The 16,293-nt window shown below is 35.0% G+C and carries 16 protein-coding genes; all 16 read right to left on the reverse strand.

Features of this window, described 5'->3' with window-relative positions; genetic code table 11:
- Nucleotides 1-2: 2 nt before the first annotated feature.
- The 16 genes from N5O98_RS07320 to N5O98_RS07395 all read right to left on the reverse strand — a co-directional run bounded on the left by N5O98_RS07320 (nucleotide 3) and on the right by N5O98_RS07395 (nucleotide 16,278).
- Nucleotides 3-1,094, reverse strand: coding sequence for a glycosyltransferase (locus N5O98_RS07320; RefSeq protein WP_032856161.1), 1,092 nt, complete (start codon nucleotides 1,092-1,094; stop codon nucleotides 3-5).
- 29 nt (nucleotides 1,095-1,123) lie between these two features.
- Nucleotides 1,124-2,188 (reverse strand): acyltransferase family protein, encoded by a 1,065-nt coding sequence (locus N5O98_RS07325; RefSeq protein WP_118161131.1) that lies wholly within the window; start codon nucleotides 2,186-2,188, stop codon nucleotides 1,124-1,126.
- Nucleotides 2,188-2,970, reverse strand: coding sequence for a hypothetical protein (locus tag N5O98_RS07330; protein ID WP_004309142.1), 783 nt, complete (start codon nucleotides 2,968-2,970; stop codon nucleotides 2,188-2,190). The genes N5O98_RS07325 and N5O98_RS07330 overlap by 1 nt, the downstream gene beginning before the upstream one ends.
- A gap of 5 nt (nucleotides 2,971-2,975) precedes the next feature.
- Nucleotides 2,976-4,016, reverse strand: coding sequence for a sugar kinase (locus N5O98_RS07335; protein WP_004309143.1), 1,041 nt, complete (start codon nucleotides 4,014-4,016; stop codon nucleotides 2,976-2,978).
- Nucleotides 4,013-4,699, reverse strand: a complete 687-nt coding sequence (locus tag N5O98_RS07340; protein ID WP_004309144.1) for an acylneuraminate cytidylyltransferase family protein — start codon at nucleotides 4,697-4,699, stop codon at nucleotides 4,013-4,015. The genes N5O98_RS07335 and N5O98_RS07340 overlap by 4 nt, the downstream gene beginning before the upstream one ends.
- A gap of 78 nt (nucleotides 4,700-4,777) precedes the next feature.
- A complete protein-coding gene (locus tag N5O98_RS07345; protein ID WP_004309145.1) occupies nucleotides 4,778-6,304 on the reverse strand; it encodes an aldolase catalytic domain-containing protein in 1,527 nt (508 codons plus the stop codon).
- Nucleotides 6,301-7,296, reverse strand: coding sequence for a glycosyltransferase (locus N5O98_RS07350; protein WP_004309146.1), 996 nt, complete (start codon nucleotides 7,294-7,296; stop codon nucleotides 6,301-6,303). The genes N5O98_RS07345 and N5O98_RS07350 overlap by 4 nt, the downstream gene beginning before the upstream one ends.
- 1 nt (nucleotide 7,297) lies before the next feature.
- On the reverse strand, nucleotides 7,298-7,804 hold the full coding sequence (locus tag N5O98_RS07355) for an HAD-IIIA family hydrolase (RefSeq protein ID WP_004309147.1): 507 nt from the start codon (nucleotides 7,802-7,804) through the stop codon (nucleotides 7,298-7,300).
- Between the two features lie 4 nt (nucleotides 7,805-7,808).
- A complete protein-coding gene (locus tag N5O98_RS07360; RefSeq protein ID WP_004309148.1) occupies nucleotides 7,809-8,513 on the reverse strand; it encodes a nucleotidyltransferase family protein in 705 nt (234 codons plus the stop codon).
- Between the two features lie 11 nt (nucleotides 8,514-8,524).
- Nucleotides 8,525-9,157 (reverse strand): D-sedoheptulose-7-phosphate isomerase, encoded by a 633-nt coding sequence (locus N5O98_RS07365; RefSeq protein ID WP_004309149.1) that lies wholly within the window; start codon nucleotides 9,155-9,157, stop codon nucleotides 8,525-8,527.
- A 2-nt stretch (nucleotides 9,158-9,159) separates the two neighbouring features.
- Nucleotides 9,160-10,200 carry a GHMP family kinase ATP-binding protein gene (locus tag N5O98_RS07370; RefSeq protein WP_004309150.1) on the reverse strand — a complete coding sequence of 347 codons (1,041 nt, stop codon included), beginning with the start codon at nucleotides 10,198-10,200 and terminating at the stop codon, nucleotides 9,160-9,162.
- A gap of 49 nt (nucleotides 10,201-10,249) precedes the next feature.
- The gene (locus N5O98_RS07375; protein WP_074911506.1) at nucleotides 10,250-11,785 is read right to left on the reverse strand and encodes a hypothetical protein; all 1,536 of its coding nucleotides are present in this window, start codon (nucleotides 11,783-11,785) and stop codon (nucleotides 10,250-10,252) included.
- The gene (locus N5O98_RS07380; RefSeq protein WP_004309152.1) at nucleotides 11,775-12,812 is read right to left on the reverse strand and encodes a CgeB family protein; all 1,038 of its coding nucleotides are present in this window, start codon (nucleotides 12,810-12,812) and stop codon (nucleotides 11,775-11,777) included. The genes N5O98_RS07375 and N5O98_RS07380 overlap by 11 nt, the downstream gene beginning before the upstream one ends.
- On the reverse strand, nucleotides 12,772-13,926 hold the full coding sequence (locus N5O98_RS07385) for a glycosyltransferase family 4 protein (RefSeq protein WP_004309153.1): 1,155 nt from the start codon (nucleotides 13,924-13,926) through the stop codon (nucleotides 12,772-12,774). The genes N5O98_RS07380 and N5O98_RS07385 overlap by 41 nt, the downstream gene beginning before the upstream one ends.
- The gene (locus N5O98_RS07390) at nucleotides 13,923-14,735 is read right to left on the reverse strand and encodes a glycosyltransferase family 32 protein (protein WP_004309154.1); all 813 of its coding nucleotides are present in this window, start codon (nucleotides 14,733-14,735) and stop codon (nucleotides 13,923-13,925) included. The genes N5O98_RS07385 and N5O98_RS07390 overlap by 4 nt, the downstream gene beginning before the upstream one ends.
- A complete protein-coding gene (locus N5O98_RS07395) occupies nucleotides 14,725-16,278 on the reverse strand; it encodes a lipopolysaccharide biosynthesis protein (protein ID WP_004309155.1) in 1,554 nt (517 codons plus the stop codon). Before N5O98_RS07395 ends, N5O98_RS07390 begins: the two co-directional genes overlap by 11 nt.
- Nucleotides 16,279-16,293 lie beyond the last annotated feature (15 nt).

Consider the following 16,293-nt stretch of genomic DNA (forward strand, 5'->3'; position numbering starts at 1 on the left):
TTTCATAAAATTGATTTATACATTTCCACAAATTCCTCTGCCACCTTACGTACCGAATACTTCTCCTCTACCAGTTTACGACCATTACATCCCATCATCTCCAACTCATTTTCAGTAAGCGATAAAAAGTTACGAAGTGCTTGTACGGTTGCCTCTGTACCTACTTTCGTCCACCAGCCACACCGCCGACTTTCTAACTCACTCCATGGTGTGCCCGTTGTTGTTATCACAGGTGTACCACTAGCCAATGCCTCTGCCACCACAATACCAAAATTCTCGCTGTGTGTAGGTAATATAAAAAGATCCGCTTGACGGAATAGTTCCCATTTACGCTTGCCATATACACCACCTTCAAAGATGACTAGTTTCGATATACCAAGACGTTCTGTTAATTGCTTTAACTCATCAATGTAGCTAGCATCTCCTTCACCAGCAATACGTATCACGTACCCCTCTATCTGTTCCCTCAATTGAGCAACTGCCTCAAGAAGAAAGTTAATCCCCTTCTTCACATGTACACGACTCAAGAAAAGAATCTCCTTATTCCGCTTCCATGATGACTTCATCTCTATATCCTCCACATCAATACCGTTAGCAATGATCTTAATCCTATCGTTATAGCCCAACTTCAGTAAATTCTCCTTCTCGCTCTCTGCAGTAGCGTGCAATACATCCGCCCTCATCACTGCCGCCTTTTGATAAAACCACAATGCCGGTAACTTACGAGTCCAATAATGTCGCTTCATAATCCACGGTTCCAACATTCCATGCGGAGTAAGTACCACTTTATATCCTAGATCCTGCACCCACTTTTGTATGAAAGCACAAGCCGGTATCCAACAGCAATTCACATGCACTACATCAGGTTGTATCTCGTGCAGCAAAAATGTCCATTGACGATTCATTTCTAAAGGATGGCACATGGATGCCACATTGTGCACCTCACAGTTTTCCATTTTCATAGGATTGTTACTGGTATGACTCACCACATGAAGTTCCACAAGTTTTCCTAACTCCTTAGCAAGTAATTGCATATAAGCAGCTGTCCCCCCCGATGCCCGATCTAAGCTGGGAATATAATGAATTATTTTCATGAAAATATAATATTAACTAACAAAACATATTACCTCCCACCGACACAGATTCCATAGACTTTAGGAATCATTCGCTTAAGGCATACACCTACCCCGACCCATATAATTGTAAATATCCAAGGTGATAGTAGATAAGAAATAGCAAAGCTCAAACAATTATGTCCAAACGGAACAACCAACAGTTTTCTAACAATATTCAAGGTAGGTTCATGATATAGATAAATAAAAAACGTATAGTTACAAGCCAATAATAGCCACTTGTGCTCTTTCAATATGAACGAAGAAGAGACAACAAGGTCATAGCACTTCCACAGAGCAACTAATCCACAGGCAGTAGTTAAAATTGTAAAAACACTATTTGATATTACAAAGCTAGCTTGACAAATACAAAGAATGACAAATAAGAATACAATTACCCCAATATCCATTTTAAAATTCAAAGATTTGCCTTCTTTTGATAAACATAAATCACCTAACATAAACCAGCAAATGCTACGCAAAGGAATAAATGATAAAGATAACGCACTAACAAAAAGCAAAATCATCACTCCTGCTAACTTATTAAGAAATAAAGCTTTACGAAGATAGAAAAGCAAAGGACTTATAATTATTATAATAATCAAATCCTGCATAAACCAGAGATGAAATCCCCATGGGCTAGGTGAATATGGGGCCTCAATATATACAGCTTCTACTATATTCGCCCAATTCTTCCAAGTGAATTGTTCTGTAAAACCTCCACCATTCATAAAAATAGCAGCAACAGGTATATTTTCTATAACGATATAAAACAATGGCAAGAACCATGCAGCAATAAGAAAAGGCATTAAGATTGTCCATACTCGTTTATTCATTTTTTTCCATACATCATCTACCCCTTTTACACCAAGAAAAAACAGATAACCCGAGATAGCAAAGAACATAGGAACTGCACACTGCCCCAAACATTGCGATATAGTTACCTGCAGATAATGATTGAACAGCATACCTTGTATTTCATGAGGATAATCATGAAAAGAAGAATGAATATAGAGCACCAAGATAATCGAGAGAAAAGAGATTATCTTAATTTTATCACTTTGATATTGTGTCATTATTTGCTTTCAAAAACAGGTAAGACCGACTCACGTGGAAACATATCCAACAATCCACCGTTTGTAATATTGATAACCTTTATCCCACGCTTTTTACAATAATTAGACAATCGATTCAAATCATGGAGATGGCGAGAATGCATCATCAAATCAATCACAAATTGAGTAGTTGTTTTATTTTCCAACTCTTTATCGTTACCATAGAAATGACTATCCGCAGTTTTCACCATCTCATGGCCAATACCCGTAGCATCAAAACCTGTGAAATAAATATGAGAATATTTCTGCTGGATAGCAAATGAAAAACACTCACCAGAAACGCCCAAATTGTAAAATGGCAGCCTCCAAGTTATCCAAATAATATGCGCTCTATAAGGTTCAAACATTTCCTTTTGGCTCCACAATAAAGGCATTAATATTTTTGTATTTGGACTCTTTTTCAATATTTCACCTAACCATGAAACCGGCCATACTCCATTGAGCATTTTCGGATCAACAAAAACATGGTAGGTCGGCTGTAATTCTTCATATAGTGGATGCATAAAACCACGATTTACAAACATAGTACATTTACCTTTCAACATACTCAAATCTTGAGTATTCAAAGAAGGAGCATTCAATATCACATAGATATCTTTGCCCTCACCTTCCAAAGGCAATGCCTGCATTTGTTTTCTTACCTTACTTAAAGCAGGACTCACTTTGCTTTTCAAATTGCGCAACCCTTCAGCAAAGGAAATTATCCAATCATCCTTTATAATCATTAAAGACCAAAAATCCATTCTAATTATCTTTTTACACGTCCAGAACCATCCCCATCCATCAAGTTCTCAACTTCTTGTTTAGTAACTATATTATAATCTCCTTTAATGGTATGCTTTAAACATGAAGCAGCCACAGCAAAATCAAGTGCTTTCTGCTTATTGTCAGTATAAGTTAGCAAACCATAAATCAAAGCACCCATAAAGGAATCACCACCCCCTACTCTATCCACAACATCTGTAATATCGTAAATTTTAGAATGATAGAATGTACCTGCATCACAAAGAATTCCACGCCAAGTATTATGATTTGCATTTATTGCACCGCGAAGTGTTACAGCCATTATTTTACAACGAGTGAACCTGTTCATCATTTGATGACACACTGATTCAAAAGCAGATTGATTCACCTTGCCATTGGTTTTGCCTGCATCAAAATTTTCAGGTTTAATACCAAAAACCTTCTCACAATCCTCTTCGTTGCCAATAATAACATCACATCCTTCAACTAACCGTGTCATAATTTGAGCTGCAGTTTTACCATAATGCCAAAGGTTAGCCCGGTAATTAATATCACAAGATACTGTAATATTCATTTCATTAGCAGCCTGTATAGCTTCCAAACATACTTTAGCCGCATTTTCAGACAAAGCAGGAGTAATACCTGTCCAATGAAACCAACATGCATCTTTAAAAATTTCTTTCCAATCAATAACTCCTAGTTCAATAGTAGCCAAAGAAGAATTTGCTCTATCGTAAAATATGCGTGAAGGACGAGCATTTGATCCAGTTTCTAGATACAGAATTCCGATACGTTCACCACCACGAATCACATGATCTATACCCACACGATGAGAGAGGAGTTCCATAATACATTTATCGGCAATAGGATTATCGGGTAATCTGGTAATATAATCCACTGCTATGCCATAATTCGACAATGAGACCGCCACATTCGCTTCAGCACCCGCATAAGTCATATCCAACTGATGACATTGTGTTAACCTAAGATAATCAGGAGCTCCTAAACGAAGCATAATTTCACCAAAAGTCACTACCTTCTTCATCGATACAGATTTTTATACATTACTTCAGCAATAGTAAAATCATCCTCCCAATCAATATCAAAGGAGTGAATCTCATCCATCACATGTAGCATAGGATTCACACCAATACGATTTTTCTGCTCTATATACACCTCTCGTTTTGCCAGAAACATGGTATGATTAATTTCATATAAAGGTTCCAAATCTTGCGTTCTAGGCCAAGGAATGTTCGTAGTATTATTAATAAGTTTACCCTCACGATTCAATAGAAAATTCTTCAATTCAGTTACCCCAACCAATGAATCATAACCTTCATGAAGTTTGGATAAATAAAGTTCAATACCTTTATCATATTCGTTTGCACCAGCCAAAGGAGTAGTGACATGCCCCCAAAGAATGTGATCAGCATCAGTAATAGTAGGCACATAGCATATTAAATCTTGTAAATTGGTTGAACTAAGGCAGAGATTGTCAGGACGGGCAACTATGCGAAGGCGACTATCTAAAGTAAATTTCTGCGCCACTTCCATACAAACTTCATCATTGGTAGAAAGAATAATTTCATCCACATGTTTAGTACTAAGCAATTGCCTAATTTTATTTTCGACCAAACCACCCTCAATGCCTGCAAACGAACGGGTATTTTTATTTTTCACACGTTCACTACCCTTTCGAGCAGGGAGGAAAAAAGCTATTTTATCCATATTGTTATGGTTTTATTAATTCGATTAAAAATGTAACTGATAGATAATATTAGTAGTGAAAATAAATTTACAACAAGCCTACAAATATTGATAAATAGATTCTACATTTAATTCTTTGTATAAAGAGGGTGTTAAAGAGGTCAGGATTTTACCCGTTACATTTGTAAAACTCAAAAAAAGAGTACGGTTTTCATTTGTTAGATCCATTTCCTTTTCAGAGAGTACTTGTCCTTGATAACCATCATAACCTATGAGATAAATTTTATCAGCCTGGAGTTCAATGGCGGTCTGAAGAGCAACTGCAGTACACGAATCCATGTATGTATTTGTAAAAGATATCTGCGAAAGTTCTTGTGTACACTTTTCCGCATATACTGGTACTTCAGTACCCATTGTCCGAGGATAAGGAGACAGAAGGCACTCACCCTTAAAATCAGTTCCACTTATATTTTGCGACAGTCGTTTGGCTTCATTTCCCACCAAACAATAATATTTCTTATTAACAACTTCATTATATAAAGCTGCATGCCGAGCCGTAACAAAAAGTAACGGCATATCAGGATTATTATGAATATATTCCTTTATAGCTTCCTGATGTTCCAGTACACTATTCCCCCCTCCAATAATCAATACTTTCTCTACTTTATCAGCTCTTAACACTGAATAATGCGCATTATCCTTGACCTTATTTCGTTTATTGTCCAAAGCTCTAACAATACTATTAAAACTATAAGTACGATTGGCTACCCAATCCATCACTTCTTTTTGAGAAATAGAATTGGCACCAGACAACATATAAGGCAAGTTTGTACCCCATTGATATTTATCATGAAGTGATTGGAAAGCTGTAATCACATCACCTAACACATTAAAATCAACTTCCAACCCTCCTTTGTTCAAGTAAGTAAGTAACAATTCCATGTTCAAGTTCCCTGCACCACGTCCCATCCCCAAAATTGTGGCATCCACATAATCTATCCCGCATTCAATAGCTGTCAGAGTATTTACCAATCCCAGCTGCAAGTTGTTATGCCCATGAAAACCTACTGGACAAGTTGTATTCTGCTTAACTGTTTGAAAGATTGCTTTCAATTCTTCAGGTGATACGCCACCAAATGAATCAACCATACAAAACAAATCAGCAACCTTATTTATCTTATTCAACTTTGATAAAAAGCCTTCATAATCATCCCACTTAGACATATACATGGTATTGAATCCCACTTCAAAGCCTAAAGTCTTAATAGATTGAGCTAAAATAACTGCTCTATCAAAGTTATTAGGGTCAACAGCTATTCTAATCATATCTACCAATCCCTGAATAGGAACCAACAAGGTATCCAGATCTTCAGGACGCGTATTTTTTTCATTTAACATTACAGCAATCTTCTTAATACAAGTAGTTTTGATATGACGAAGAACTGAAACTGGTGAATAACCAAACTTTCCCATATACTCCTTAGTGGGGATACTACGGTAACCTAACTCAATATAATCAATAGGCAGAACATTCATAGCTTGAATATAAACGTCAACTATCTTTGAATCAAAATCCCAATTGGTGTAATAACCACCATCACGGAGAGTACAATCTAATATCTTCATAGTTTTTTATATATATTTATATACTGTTGGGCACAACTTGCCACTTTATAATTTTCAACATTCTTCAATCCTTTCGCTACTATGTCGTTACGTAATGAATCATTGCTAATTAACGACAAAATTGCACTTCTAAGTTCTTCTGCATCTTTAGGATTATTTACAAGGATGGCTGCACCTCCCGCAACTGAACGCATTGGTTCCTTATTTGTTGAGATAACAGCACGCCCTACTGCCTGTGCTTCAATAGTTATAGCCCCCAATCCTTCGTATATAGAAGGAAAACATACAATATCACAATTTTGATATTCAGCAACCAACTGTTCATTTGAAAGATTCCAATCATTACTATAATCTATGCCAAGTTCTTGAGCAAGTTGAACCTGTGTTTCTGTCATCTTCCGTATTATACGTAAATGGCAATTCAAACCTTTTACAGCACGCATAGTTGTCTCAAGATTCTTATTAGATCCCGTACCTATCTGAAGAATAACAGGTTTATCTTTATTGATGGTTATTTTAGGAGTATAGATATATTCATCTACACTATGATGGTTGGCTCTCACCACTTTATTAGCAACAGAAGGTACCAAACGAATGATTTCATCTCGTGTAAAGTCACTAATAGCAACAATCTTGTCAGCCAAACAAAAAGGGAAATAGAGTTGGAACAGATATAAATAAGCTTTCTTTATTTTTGACATAGGCTTATTGGTATAGAATCCTAAATCATGCACCGTAAGTACAGATTTTACCCCTATCAAAGCAAACATGCAAAAATGAATCTCCCCAGTAATATGATTTATACCAGTTTTCGTCCTATTTCGATAGACATATAAGATGTTCCTCCACATCTTATATAGACTATAAGAAGCATAAGGCACATAATAGCTTTTAACCTGCTGTGATTTACTTATCTCATCTATTAATACAGCAAAAGCCTTACCAATACTTATCGCACTATCCTTGGAACGCGTAAAAAAAACAATTTTCATATCAATCTGTTGTTTCTTTAATAAATACCACTTGTTGACGGTCTACTTTTATAAAATCTATTCCACAATTATGAGCAAAGGCCATATCGCAATCCCCATCTCCAATCATCAGTGTAGTAGCAACATTTATATCCGGGTAATCTAAACATATTTGTTGCCACATTCCAACATTTGGCTTACGTGTTAAATCTTCATCACTCACTCCAACCGAATAATACACTTTGTCGATTCGCCCACCAACAGCTTCAATTTCAGATATCATTTGACTGTGAATATCACTTAATTGTTGTTCTGTCATGTACCCTTTGCCCACCCCTCTCTGATTAGTAACTACAAAAATATATTTGGCTGTTAATGCAAATCGGGCTAATGTATTTAAGACTTCAGGAAGGAATTCAAATTCCTCCCAACACTTTACATAATCACCTTGACGTTGACGGTTAAGAGTACCATCACGATCAAGCAAAATAGTACTATAGCCTGTGATATCAATATCTTTTAATAACATGATTTTAAAACAATAATTTGAAATCAATATTGGCTTGAATATAGTCAGACGGGATACCAATATCCTTAAAATAGCCATCAGAAGTAATCCCATGGAGTGTACCAACCTCACACTGTTTCTCCATAACCTCAGTCTCAAAAGAGAACTTTTCCGGATATTCATTCATAGATAACTTAACACGGTCAATAACGTATACTCCACCATTGATTAGCCCTGCAGAACAATAAGTTTTCTCATGAAAAGCAATAATATGCCCATCAGTTGCCAATTCCACAGCTCCATAACGTTCAAAATTTCGCATAGATTTCAGCGCCACAGTTAAATAGCTATCCATGCGTATATGCTCGTTCATCAATCGAACCAAGTCAACATCAAAAAATGTGTCGCCATTAAGAATTACAACATTATCATTCAAACAATGTTTCAGTGCTTCTCTAATTCCTCCACCAGTACCCAAAGGAGTTTCTTCTACAGCATATTCAAATAAAAAAGGGAAATCATCTCTCACATCATCAACCCATTTATATATCACTTCTCGTAAGTAGCCCACTGAAAGCACCACACGACTTACATCATAACGAGTTAAATATCGAAGTAAATACCATAAAAATGGTTTATTGTCTATTGGAGCCATACATTTGGGAATTTCATTGCCTATAGCTGAACGTAAACGTGTCCCCAATCCCCCTGCTAAAATAATTACTTCCATTACATTGTAATTTATGAATTAAAAAAATAGTCTTCAAGCATTAGACAGAGGCAGTGATAAATTGGCAAATGGAGTTCTTGAATTTGATAGGTTTCTGTACTAGGCACACGAATACAGACATCAGACATGGCAGACAGCTTACTATCATTCTCACCTGTAAGGCCTATTACAACCATTCCTTTTGCTTTTGCTGCAACAACTGCATACAACACATTCCTGCTATTACCTGATGTAGAAATAGCAAATAGAACATCATTCTTACAACCATATCCATACACTTGTTGAGCAAAACAAATTATTGGTTCACAATCATTCATATAGGCAGTAGTTAGAGCAGGATGACCGTCAAGTGCTATTGCAGGAAGAGCACCTTGAAGATTGTCTGCTAGAGTCCTCCCCATTAAGCTATCAATTTCCACTAATTTTTCTACCTCAATTGAAGCAAGATGACGAGCTTTCTTAAATCCTTTCATCAACTCCCCCACAATATGTTCAGCATCAGCAGCACTTCCTCCATTACCACAAACCAATAATTTACCACCATTTTTATAGCAATCTCTAATAAATTCGAAAGCTATTATAATATTACCCTTGCAACATTCCAAATGAGGATATCTCATTATTAACAAATCAAGATTGCTCATATTTAAACTTTATTGGTTGAATAAATTTTCCATCCATGCGCACCACCTTCAGTAAAATGAAAAGGCATCACAAACCCATTAAGCTTCTTCAATGCATTTATTAGCTCTTTTTTACGAGTTGGTTCCACCATCAACATCACAAATCCTCCTCCACCTGCACCACTGACTTTTCCAGCCACTGCTCCAGCAGAAATAGCAAGATCAAACACCTCTTGAATCATAGAGTTAGTAATGTTATCTGCCATCTTTTTCTTATTTTCCCAACCTTCGCCCAGAATCCGAGAAAACTCTTTCATATCCCCCTTCAATAATGCCTGCTTCATATCAATAGCACTCTGTTTAATCTTATGCATAGCCTCAATCGCCTTCTCATTACCTGAAGAAGTATTTTTCTTCTGTTGGTCAATGATAGCGGCACTACTTCGTGAAGCACCTATAAAATAAAGAACCATAGAAGCCTCTAATTCATCTATTATCCATCGTTTTATCTTCAATGGATTAACAATCACAAGATCATTCTTCAAAAATTCCATAAAATTAAATCCTCCGAAAGCGGCAGCATACTGATCTTGCTTACCTCCAGAAAGATCCAAATCTTTGCGTTCTATCTCGTAAGCTAAACGTGAAGCTTCATAGTCACCCAGCGGTAAAGTAAGCCATTCAATGAACGCTTTAAGGATACATACTACCATGGCAGAAGAGGTACCAAGACCTGATCCAACAGGAGCATCGTTATAAGTAGTAATCTTAAAGCTACGAGGTACAATATCAAAATCTCTTATAACTCTGTTATACACACCTTTAATCAAACTTGCATTACCATCTATTTCCAAATATCTTTCTAAAGGATATGACTCATGACACTGCGCATCATCACTATCAATAGTTATCAACCCATCATTCGTTTCTTCAATGGTACAATAAGTATATAAATTAATCGTAGCATTAAGAATCAGTCCACCATACATATCACTATAGGGTGATACATCACTACCTCCTCCTGCTAAACCTAAGCGAAGGGGTGCTTTACTTCTTACTATCATATTATGATTTTATTAGATTGTGTTAAATGGTAAATAATATTAGTAGAAATCAACGACTTATCCGTTTTATAATAAAAAAACAAATAATAAATAGAATAACATCTTGCCAATACCCCCTCAATAAATATCCCAAACTATCACAACCACCACTAGCATTTCGGAACATGGCCAAAAAAGAAAATATTGTTATTAAACCCAATATTGAATATTGAACCCTATTATTTCTGATAATTAAAAAGGTATCTAGAAAAAGAAACCTTAAATACATCAAAAGGCATTCAAGAGGAAAATAAAAGAAGCCAAAAGTTGCAAGACCATCAGCCAAATGACTAGTCACCAGAAGAGAAGCAAATATTGGAACATTCAACGACAATGATTTTAACAAATCGCCACGAGAGAAGATCTCATTTTTATTGTAATTAATCCCCAACTCCTTTAATATAGGCATAGGCAATAATCCCAACACCCTATTCCAATAATCATTATACATTACCTCATTATTAAAACCTACACGTTCTGCATGATATAAAGTATTGTCAGTTACCTTAAGATTACAATAACGATTTAAAGCAAAATTACTAACATATATTTCAGTCCATTCTTCTTCTTTCAAACCTTCAACTCCCTTCTGTTCCTTAAGTCGTCTCAAAAGTTCCATTTTATCTCTATCAAGGTAAGTGTTTAACGTGCTTTTTAATAATTCTGATGCAGATACTTCACTACGAATATTTCGATTAGCAATCATTGCAAGTGAAACATCACTAACAAATGGAACAAAAAAGATGATTGCCAAGGCTGCATAAATAATATATTTCTTATTTATTAACTGCCGAGTACTAGTTTTATGTTGGACATAAGACAGTACAAAAAGAAGAGCAAAAGTTCCAAATGGCTCAAGAATAGCATAGCGACTATTCGTCGAAAAAGCCAATAATATAATAAATATGAAATAAAAAGTAGCCAACCTGTTTCTCACAACAATATCATTTTGTTTTTGAGAATTACTATATAAAGAAGGAAAAAATAATATTAAAGGAGCATATTGAAAAAATAAAAAACCTGCTAATGTTTTACCAATCACATCACCAATCTGTACATGAGTACCCATCAAATAGAAACGAATAGCTAACCCCATCAAGCCTAAAATCCAAATAGTCTTATTCGACACACGATCATATAGTCCATATCGATATAAAAGACTTTTCAACTTCCGCAAAGCATTGTGAGATCGTGTAGCGCAATAAAATGCTAAAGCAGAAAAAAGGTACAATACTGTCTCCCCCAAATAAGTATCAAATGGAACTCTGAAATTATATCCAATAGAATTGAACTCAACCAAAGTTGCCAAAAGGGGAAGTATCCTATATAAACTCATAGATAAAAAAACCAGCCAAACAAAAATGTGTTCTTTAATAATAGTTTCATTGAGTCCTATTTTTCTAAATAGACTCCAACAAATCCATGTCATACCACATCCTGCTAGATTCTCCAAAGAAGGCCAAAAAAACATTTCCAAAATAATGGCAACAATAATAATCCTGTTCCCCCACTTCTTGATGAAAAGTACCGAACTTTTACGAGCCATAAATTGCCTTTAAAATATTACGAATCATTCCTCTATTAGAATAATCAGAAGCTATACAACGTTTTAAGCCAAGTTCAGCTATAACTGCTCTTTCTTGTTCGTGAGCCAAATAATAACTACATTTATCCAATAATTCTTCGTTGTTGCTGAAAAATGCAGCTTCTTTTCCTTCTTCAAACATGGCCAAGTGTTCTGCTGTTCGTTCTGCCATCATAAAACCACCACAAGCTGGTATTTCAACAGAACGCGTGGTCTGTTGATCAAAATTAATTTTCCGCAGAAAGCAAAGATTAATACGAGTCGCCTGTAATGACTTGCAATAATCCTCACCTCTTAATCCAGCCCCTTCTACAATCAAATTTGAGTTATAATTTTTATAATCATTCCATTTACCATCACCAAACACTCTGACCTTTATTCCATGATTCACCAAATAAAGAATAGAGGTACAACGCTCTTGTTCCCAAGCTCCTATAAATCCGACATCAGCACCATAGTTTTTATAATCTTCTTCTGTTAATGCACGGGGGTGGTGAAAGGTTGTTTCATAACTATTATTCACAAAATAAATATTTTTAGCACCCAACTGCCGCATATCATCTAAAATATACGATTTATTAGTAATAATATAATCATATAAAGGTACACTTTCTAAATATTGCTGTGTCTGGTTATGACGCAGCGCCATGTTATCAGGGGAATAACTAACAAGCTTTGCATTAGGTTGCTTCTGCTTAATATAGTGTAATGTTTCAGGATAGATCGTAATCCCTTTGTCGACCCAAACTAGATCATAAAGATTCTTATCCACTAAAAAACGGATATTATCATTCTCATGATTACTTTCCGGTACCCTTATAGGAATACCATATAAAAATAGGTGATAGGATATCTTATACCATAATGAACTTTTGACACCAGATGTATTTACTACATCAATTAGGCCAGCATATTTTGTCAATGCCCAATGCCGATGCAAACAAGTATTACTCAACCCGTCCATCGGGCCTATTGAGAGTATTCTCATGTTTCAATATTTTTTTTAAAAAATCTGTATATCTTTTACCATAAGAAGACCATGTTAACTGTTCCTTGGCTGTTCCTGCATATATAGTGAGACCGAGCTTGTCATATTGTTCCATAGCTTCATGTAGAGCATGGACAACAGCCTCTGCAGTAAATTCTTCTACAATAATGATATTATCTGGCTGCTCAACAAATCTTTTTAAATCCTCTGCACCAGAATCCTTACTGCCAACAACAGGAAGATTACAAGCGACAGCTTGTGCTTGCACCATAGCTAATCCCTCCTCCCTTGAAGGCAAAACAAATACTTTTGCTTGATGATAATAATTGATCAACTCTTTTTGATCAACTATACCATGATGTGTAAAGTTCGGCATCTTAGGAAACTCCATATCAACAAGTCCACCTACATGAAGGAAGGAGTAACCAGTTCTATTTATTGCTTCAATAATTAAATCACACCCTTTTCTATAACTCCATCCTCCTATCATTATTACGTCATAGTTTCTTTGTCGAGTCATATCTGGATAGAAATCTGAAAGTTCAACTCCATAAGGATTAACGAACAATTTTTCTTTGGGATAGTTATGTATCATGAAACTCTCATAAACATGTTTAGAGGCAATAGCAATATAATCAGCAATCACATAGCTTTCTAACTCACGTTTAACATTCACATCTGGAATAGGTTTCACCCCTTTATTTGAAGGTATAGATTCCATTACTCTTTTTTGCTCTAGAATATGTTTAGAGCCTCGTTCATAAATGACTAATGCTCCCTTTTTTTTCGCTCTTCTAGGTGCATATACAAAATCACCACTCATAGCAATTACCACATCTGATTTGCGCATGATCCAAGCGGTTATGTAATCTTGGACATTGATACGCAATCGCTTGATCTGTTGACTTCGATTAAAAATTCTACATAAAGCTAAAAAAGGCAACATCAATACAAAAATAGATGCAGAACAATGCTTAGGTAGCCCAAAACGCATAGCACGCTTAGTGGGCACAAAAGAATAGAATTTTACATCAAATCCATTTTTGTCTAACTCCCGAGCTAAATCAAGCACATGGAATCTTCCTGGTGATAGTATATTAATCTTAGTTTTCATCGCTTACCTTTTGATATACCAAATCCTAAATATTTGTAACTAAAACCGTTCAACTTATCATATAACTGAAAAATATAATAATACAAATTCTTCTTTGCAGCATTTGTTGATGAATAATCAAACTCACCAGCATTGGAGTTAGGTCTCCATCCCCCTTGTGCCCGATGAATACATACTACATTCTTCATAGTATTATATCGTGGTGAATCAAAATAATCAGACGGATATATATGAATACCATCTTTTAGTACTTGATCTTGATCTTGATAACCATCAGCATTATAACCATAGTTGTCTACTAATATTTTGCCATGAATCTCCGGTAAAATCAATTGCATATCATAACGAAAAGTTAAAGGTAATTCCTCATTCGTAGAATGAATAAAATGGCGATTAATATAATAATCTACACACAACTTCAAAAAAGGGTGTCCAGCCTCCGCACCAAAACAGTGAGAAGTAACATAACGCTTCTTCGGTAATCCATGAAAGTTAGCCTCTGCTCCTATAAACATTCTATTGTTCAAGAAAGGATCAAACGATTTAAAAACTTCAATATCTGTATCAAGCCAAATACCACCATACTTATAAACTACGTAATTACGTAAGAAATCAGCTGCAAAAGCCCATTTCTTTACACTAACAGCTTCATTAGCGTAGGGACAATTAATCTCTGCCAAAGCTTTGCCATTCCACAAACGGAATTCATAATCTGGAAGGTATTTTTTCCATGTAACCATTAACTCTTGAATATGTTCAGGAATAGGAGCATCACTGAACCATGAATAATGAATTATTTTAGGTATCATATCTATTGTTTCTATATATTTTATTACGTAAACCAACTATAAATGAATTTACAAACATCCTCTCTCTACTATTTATTCCTATTAAATAAATAATAAGCAGTGTAAAAATTATACCTATTATTAAGGAAAATCCAAAGCGCCATATTCCTATAGGCATATGATAGACGATAATAGAATATGGAATGGAACAAATAACAGCAATTAATATCGGATATATAAAGACATTTTTCACATAATATTTAACATTAAAATGCATCAAGGTATGTGCTATATAGAATCGCCATAACAAAGTAGAAATTGTTATTAATATTGCTACAATGTATACACTGTCTGCATCAAAACCCATTTTCAACAAGAAATACGATAAGGGAAAATTTGCAAATAACAAAAGACTAACTCCTATTTGATATTTACGAACATAGCCAGAAGCCATTATTATATTAATAAGAGTTCTAGATAAAACTTCAAATGCAGTTTGTATTAAAGCATATTGAACGAATATTATAGTATAAGTGGGTACCACGCCTAACCACAACTCCAAAATGAAGTTTGTTTCATATAAAATAGGCAGCGAAAACAACATAACAAGATAAAAAGAAAATCTGCTACCAATCATAGATAACTTCTCCACTCGCATATAATTTTCTTGAGCATAAGATTTTGTTATTTGCGGTGTTATTGCTGTCATAAAATTATTACAAAACTGATTTACAGCATTATTAACTTGTTGAGCAATAGCCTGTGCTGCATTAACAAATGTTCCAAAAAATAAATTAATAAGAATGGCGACGCCTTGTGACTTAAAAATATCAGCCATACTACTTAAAAAATTCCATCCCGCCATATTAAACATTTCCAGTACAATTGGCTTATCCCAGATAAAATTTACGGAGCACTCTTCAAATTGTCTTTTGCAATATATTCCATATATAATACGAATAAACAATGAAAGAAGAAAAAGCAAAAATGCATATAATATCAAACGATCATGGGAAGATAATAATAGTAAATATACAACCACTAACTTAGAAATAGCCTCAAATATACTTATATAGGCAAATATACTCATTCTTTCATGAGCTATTATCGTAGCATTATACGGTATACTAATTAAATTCACAATAAAAGTCAATAAAGAAAACTGTAAAACCCAATTAGCCGCTATCATATTTTCTTTAGCAATATTCATTTTTGTATTCAAGAACCATACAGCCACTGCTTCTACAGCGACAAAAGTTACTAAAGCCAAGATGATATATATTGAAACAGCGACTGAAAAAGTTTTTTTTAACTTCATCAGATCATTTCGTCCTATTTCAAATGCAATAAAACGTCCAATACAATTAGAAAGAGAGTTGGATATTAACGAAAACATAGACACTAATCCCCCTACTACACTATAGATACCATAATCTTCTACTCCCAGCACCTGCAATATCACTCTACTGGTATATAGTGATATAACCATCATGAATAGCATACGAAAATAAAGTAAAAGAGTATTTTGAGCTATTCGTTTATTCCCCCCCTCTATCAATCCCATAAAACATAAAATTAA

The organism is Bacteroides sp. LFL-34 (genome assembly GCF_027257075.1).
Lineage (GTDB): Bacteria > Bacteroidota > Bacteroidia > Bacteroidales > Bacteroidaceae > Bacteroides > Bacteroides ovatus.